Raw genomic sequence first — 5,280 nt, 5'->3', positions numbered from 1 at the left:
ACATTGGACTGTACGGAACGTTTACTAAGCCTAAGCTCATTCACACAGAAGCTTCTTCTTTGAAAGTCAATGGAAACATCAGGTAAAGAAATTGAAGGACGAGGAGCTACCGCCAAGGCTATGAAAGATTGTGGGTTGGGGACTCCGGCAACAAGGGCTTCCATCATCGAAACTCTCTTCCAACGGGAATATATCAAACGGGATAAAAAGAAACTCATCCCTACAGAAAAAGGACTTGCCGTTTACAATCTGGTGAAGGACCGTTCTATAGCCAAAGTAACCCTTACCGGTAAATGGGAACAAAAGCTGGAAGAAATACGAGCAAACAAGGTGAGCTATGACGTCTTCATGAAGCATATCAAGGATTATACAGTAAAAATCACCAACGAGTTGCTACAGCTTCGTATTTCTTTCGCTCAGCAGGAGATAAAACCACTGCAGAAGGGTAAAATAAAATGTCCTAAGTGTCCTAATGGACAGATCCAACTTTACGAGAAAATAGCGCAGTGCGACCATTACGCCAGAGGGTGTGATTTTAAGATTTGGAGAACATTGAATGGCGTTTATCTCGATGAAAAAGAAATGAAAAACCTCTTGGAAAAAGGTAAGACCTCCGAACTTAAAGGCGTCAAAACTAAAGATGGCCAATTAGTGAATGCCCCTCTAATTTTCGAGAACTTTAAGGTAAATGTAGGATAAGCATAAGGTATGGCGTGAAAGATACGCTATACCTTATGACTTTTGTCTGCAATTAATATTCCTTCAGTCAAACAATACTGTGCCAACACATAAGTTAGCATGATACTCATCCCCCCTAAGGTCCGAACGATGGTGAAAAAGGTTGATAGCCAGAATAGAATCTGACAAAACAAATAATATAGCTCCAATCATTATCCACTTTTGTCCTGTGCCTAAAGCTACATAAAGCATAGCTCCAATCGTAAATGCATAAAGAAAAACAGGAATCTTCATTACCCCTAGATTTTCGTAGAGAAAAATGTATAAACCAAAAATAAAAAGAAGGATAATAGGAAGGATAGCTGTGTTTTTGTACCTCAAAAGAGGTTTAAAAGTGAGGATATAAAGAATATGGGCGGTCAAGAAGCAGCTCAGTCCCGCCACAAATCCCCATCCAAACAAGAGGAATACATCTCCTAGAAAACTCATTATTAAGCCACCAACAAAAAGTTTATTCACTCGCACTGGACTAGATAGGTAATAGCCTATTAATAATGGAATAAGGACGGTTTTGGTTATGAAGCGCAAAGAATATGTCCACTGCAAACCAATAACACATTGGTCTAACACCAACATTATCCCCAGCAAGATTAAGTATACCCGTCTCATCACGTGTAGACTTTCTGTGTTAGTTTTCTAGCCTTTATTCAGTGCTGTATTTAGCTGTTGCATGTTCAGCTCATTCTCCCATTTGGCCATGACAAGTCCGGCCGTAGCATTTCCTATGATATTGGTTAAAGCTCGAGCTTCACTCATAAAGCGGTCGATACCAAATACGATGGCAATCGACTCTACCGGAATATGTCCCACCACAGGTAAAGTTGCCGCTAGGATGATAAAGCCGGACCCTGTGACGCCGGCAGCTCCGTTAGAAGTGAAGGTAAGTACAAATAACAAAAAAAGCTGTTCACTCAACCCCATAGGTTGGTTGATAGCCTGTGCCAAAAAAACGGAAGCCATAGTCAGATAAATGGCCGTACCATCCAAGTTGAACGAATATCCGGTAGGGATGACAAGATTTACGACAGAACGGTTACAACCGGCTTTCTCCAGCTTATCCATGATAGCAGGTAACACCGATTCTGACGATGAGGTACCTAAAACGATAAGACAATTCTTCTTTGATATAACTCAGAAATTTGAAGATACTGATCTTATTACGGTAAAGGATGATGCCAAGGAAGATAAAAATATATATCAGGCAAGCTACATAGAACCATACCATCATCATTCCTAATGATTTGAGGACTCCTAATCCGTATTTACCTACAGTAAAGCCTATGGCACCCATAGCACCTAAAGGAGCAACCTTCATAATCATCTTGATAACGAGAAATATCCCGTCTAGGAAGGATTGCAAAACATGCTTGACGGGATCTGCCTTGTCACCCATTTTGGCAAAGGCAAAGCCTAGTAATATGGCAAAGAAAAGCACCTGAAGGATATTCCCTTCTGCCAGTGAACCTATGATATTATTTGGAATGATGTTAAGAAGGAACTGCACAATGCCTTTCTGTTCTTTGCTGCTTTCCAGATAGGTTGAAACCTGACTGGTGTCCAGCTGTGATATGCTGATATTCATACCTTCTCCAGGTTTCGCTAGGTTAATGACAGCTAAAGCAATAAACATAGCGGTAAAGGTGGTCATTTGGAAATATACCATAGAGCGGATTCCCAGCTTACCCACTTTTTTGACATCCTGCATGCCGGAAATCCCTAGCACAATACTACAGAATATCAGCGGGGCGATAATCATTTTGATGAGCTTGATGAAACCGTCGCCAAAAGGTTTAAGGGCAACTCCCAATTCAGGATAAGCATGACCTAAGGATATACCAATGATGATGGCTATGACAACTTGAAAATAAAGCGTTTTAAAAAGTTTCTTCATAAAAATGGTTAGCAATAGACTTTGTTATGGTTAGGTTGAGAAAATATAAAAGACAAATATATAGGTTTTCTTCACTTTTCAAGGGGCAAAAATCATATTCCTAAAAGTCAGATTAGCGTAAATTGACTGTTAGTACGGTTTAAGTTTTGCCTTAAAGGATTACCTTTGCTGTCAATATGACGACAAGACTATACAATCCTTTTCTAGATTTCAAATTCGACAATAACACATGTTTTTTGACCGGAAAAACCTTAAACTCTTCTGATGAGAAAATTCAGGTGTTCCCGGTGTGGATGATGCGTGCCTTTGAGTTGGAAGACAAGCCGTTTAAGATGTTGGATGAGAGTGTGCGTACCTATAAGGAGTTGCAGCTGCCATGTTCTACGGAAGCGGCGGAAGCCTTCGAAAAGATGGAGATGCAGGTAGAACAGGCCATGTTGTCCGGATTTGAAGCCGTGAAAGCTTTGCCGCAAGAGGTGCTTTTCCAATGGGTGGCAAAAATCCTGTATGGTGTCGTCTTCAACGAAATTCAGGCCGGTATCCGCCAATCTATCCTCGCAGGCGAGCAGATGAACTTTTCTCAAGCTCTCGTTCACAAATTCCGTAACCTCCATGCTATGCTGCAGTCTGTCGTCGTACCTATGGAGTTTGAGCATAAAAACCCTTTTACGATAGAAATTTTTGAGGTAGATAATCCTGAAAATACATTTTTGTACCGTGATGAAATCAACACATTAATCTTTTCGTTGCGGATGAAAAATTTCGGTATCGTGGCTACGTTGCAAGATAATGGTACCAACGCCATATACCATGAGGAGATATTGACCCTTGTCCAAGATAAAAAACTGCACCCTATACAGTTTGAGGAAATCTGTGCACGCTATTTCTATTCAGCGTATCTATTCAACAGACTTCCGGAATACACCTTTATGGAAACTCCGCAGAAGGTTTACGTAGAGCCTATGCCACTGAACGACTGGACTATGAAGCCTATCTTCGACAGTTGGACGGTGAAAACGTATGGTCAGGTTTTAGAAAACTTCTGGAAGCCATGGGGTTTTCTGCTTTTTGAAATCATTAAAGACCCGGAAAATCCGATGAGCTTTATCAAAGGACCGGATGGTAAATTTTTAGAAAACATTCCATTAGAAAAAGCATAAAAAAAAGCTCCATTATGTGGAGCTTTTTTTTATGCTGGTAATTAAAAGGAAGAAAATTTGGTATTAACTTTTAATAATCAGGCTTATAAGTTCTGTTTTAGTCGCCTGTAATAATTTTGAGGTTTTACCACCAGAGGTAGAGATAATGACTAATGGAAACACCTATAAAGTAGGTGATAGTGTCGAATTTATTTTCCGTGGCGAATCAGATGTGATTACATTTTACTCTGGAGAAAGTGGGAAAGAATATAGACATAGAGAAAGAACTAGACTTTCGGAAGGAAATATTTCTATAAATATGGAAACACAGGTACTGTATGGCTCTCAGTCAAACAACCTAAGACTGTTTTTGTCTCAATGACTTCAATGGAAGTTACACTCCAGAAGGTATTGATGCAGCCACATGGATTGATATTAGTGATAGGCTTCAATGGAGTACAGCTGCGTCAGGCGCTGTAGGAAATCGTTTGGTATCTCCGATGGCTAATATACAAGATTTGATAGACATTTCTAAACCCTTATATTTTGCATATAAATATACTGGATTGGCTTCTACAACAGGAGCTGCACAACAGCGTACGTGGCGTATTTATGAATTTAATGTTTATAATACGGTACAGGACGACTTGTTGCTAGTGACAAATAGAGCAAATGCTGGCTGGAGGGCGGTGAATTATAATGGAACTGAAAAGGGCAAATGGGAACTTACAGCTAATTCCACTATGATATATTATAATCCTGAATCCAATTTACTCCCTGCAGAGCAATGGCTATTACGAAGGCTTTGAATCCATTTGCTGTAAATCCAGATAATGGAGAGGCTATAAAATCTTATTCCGATAACATGCCAAAATCCTATAAATATGTTTTTACTAAACCAGGAACTTATGTGGTAACTTTTGTATTTGTTAATTCTAATTTTAAGGGATATCAAGAAGTAGTTAAGGAAGTTACAATAAGCATTGAGGAATAAGACAAATTTTCTTTTATTTATGTATTGTGTCGTATATATAAATTCCTATTTCTTCTGCTGTTTTGGCTGACGCTGATAATACAGTATCAAAGCTGAAGGACCTAGGATTGGGATAAGCAATGCCACAAACGTTAATATCAACTTACCAAGCTGAATACTTTTCAGTTTGAAGAGATGAAAAAGCATCAAGCCGGTCAAAGCCATGTGGATGACCACAACTATGTTCAAGAGTAATCTTTTGTCCATAGTACAAAGATATCATAAATCAGACAGGAAAGGGTAGTGGTAAGAAAATAAAAAGAGCTTGTCCGATAAAGTGAAGTGCACCCTAAAAGTTGGACAAAGTTAAAAATTAATTGTCTATGTGATGAGCTCGATATTTTATCGGGCTCATTCCTTTTAGATTGAGTTTTATTCGATCGTTGTTATAGTATTCAATGTAGTTCTTTATATCCCGTTTAAGTTCATCGATTTCATGGTACTTTTTGAGTATAAAATCTGAACTTATTCTATCTCAA

The 5,280-nt window shown here is 39.0% G+C and carries 10 protein-coding genes; 5 read left to right on the top strand and 5 right to left on the bottom strand.

Going from position 1 to position 5,280, the window contains the following annotated elements:
- Nucleotides 1–69 precede the first annotated feature (69 nt).
- Nucleotides 70–699 (top strand): DNA topoisomerase, encoded by a 630-nt coding sequence (locus SD31_RS06005; RefSeq protein ID WP_039053464.1) that lies wholly within the window; start codon nucleotides 70–72, stop codon nucleotides 697–699.
- A 63-nt stretch (nucleotides 700–762) separates the two neighbouring features.
- Here the strand turns inward: SD31_RS06005 and SD31_RS15100 are convergent, their stop codons facing one another.
- From SD31_RS15100 to SD31_RS05995, 3 genes are read right to left on the bottom strand one after another with little or no spacing between them, the layout of a single operon-like run.
- Nucleotides 763–1,314, bottom strand: coding sequence for a lysoplasmalogenase (locus SD31_RS15100; protein ID WP_231561233.1), 552 nt, complete (start codon nucleotides 1,312–1,314; stop codon nucleotides 763–765).
- Between the two features lie 60 nt (nucleotides 1,315–1,374).
- Nucleotides 1,375–1,815 carry a cation:dicarboxylate symporter family transporter gene (locus tag SD31_RS19980; RefSeq protein WP_262506552.1) on the bottom strand — a complete coding sequence of 147 codons (441 nt, stop codon included), beginning with the start codon at nucleotides 1,813–1,815 and terminating at the stop codon, nucleotides 1,375–1,377.
- Nucleotides 1,793–2,629: a cation:dicarboxylate symporter family transporter gene (locus SD31_RS05995; protein WP_262506551.1), complete on the bottom strand. Its 837-nt coding sequence runs from the start codon at nucleotides 2,627–2,629 to the stop codon at nucleotides 1,793–1,795. The genes SD31_RS19980 and SD31_RS05995 overlap by 23 nt, the downstream gene beginning before the upstream one ends.
- 176 nt (nucleotides 2,630–2,805) lie before the next feature.
- Here SD31_RS05995 and SD31_RS05990 point away from each other — a divergent pair, with 176 nt between their 5' ends.
- The 4 genes from SD31_RS05990 to SD31_RS05975 all read left to right on the top strand — a co-directional run bounded on the left by SD31_RS05990 (nucleotide 2,806) and on the right by SD31_RS05975 (nucleotide 4,762).
- Nucleotides 2,806–3,789, top strand: coding sequence for a hypothetical protein (locus SD31_RS05990; RefSeq protein ID WP_039053463.1), 984 nt, complete (start codon nucleotides 2,806–2,808; stop codon nucleotides 3,787–3,789).
- 145 nt (nucleotides 3,790–3,934) lie between these two features.
- Nucleotides 3,935–4,150, top strand: coding sequence for a DUF5017 domain-containing protein (locus SD31_RS21200; RefSeq protein WP_039053462.1), 216 nt, complete (start codon nucleotides 3,935–3,937; stop codon nucleotides 4,148–4,150).
- A 52-nt stretch (nucleotides 4,151–4,202) separates the two neighbouring features.
- A complete protein-coding gene (locus SD31_RS05980) occupies nucleotides 4,203–4,577 on the top strand; it encodes a DUF5017 domain-containing protein (RefSeq protein WP_231561232.1) in 375 nt (124 codons plus the stop codon).
- Nucleotides 4,556–4,762, top strand: coding sequence for a hypothetical protein (locus tag SD31_RS05975; RefSeq protein WP_156138232.1), 207 nt, complete (start codon nucleotides 4,556–4,558; stop codon nucleotides 4,760–4,762). The genes SD31_RS05980 and SD31_RS05975 overlap by 22 nt, the downstream gene beginning before the upstream one ends.
- Before the next feature lie 45 nt (nucleotides 4,763–4,807).
- Here SD31_RS05975 and SD31_RS05970 read toward each other — a convergent pair whose 3' ends face one another.
- The gene (locus tag SD31_RS05970) at nucleotides 4,808–5,008 is read right to left on the bottom strand and encodes a hypothetical protein (RefSeq protein ID WP_039053459.1); all 201 of its coding nucleotides are present in this window, start codon (nucleotides 5,006–5,008) and stop codon (nucleotides 4,808–4,810) included.
- A gap of 106 nt (nucleotides 5,009–5,114) precedes the next feature.
- The gene (locus tag SD31_RS15970; protein WP_410528239.1) at nucleotides 5,115–5,234 is read right to left on the bottom strand and encodes an IS3 family transposase; all 120 of its coding nucleotides are present in this window, start codon (nucleotides 5,232–5,234) and stop codon (nucleotides 5,115–5,117) included.
- Between the last annotated feature and the right edge of the window lie 46 nt (nucleotides 5,235–5,280).

The sequence above is a fragment of the Sphingobacterium sp. T2 genome, assembly GCF_000814685.1.
Taxonomy (GTDB): Bacteria; Bacteroidota; Bacteroidia; order Sphingobacteriales; family Sphingobacteriaceae; genus Sphingobacterium; species Sphingobacterium thermophilum.
Note: the sequence above shows the minus strand (reverse complement) of the source record. Positions and strands in the feature narration are given on the sequence as shown.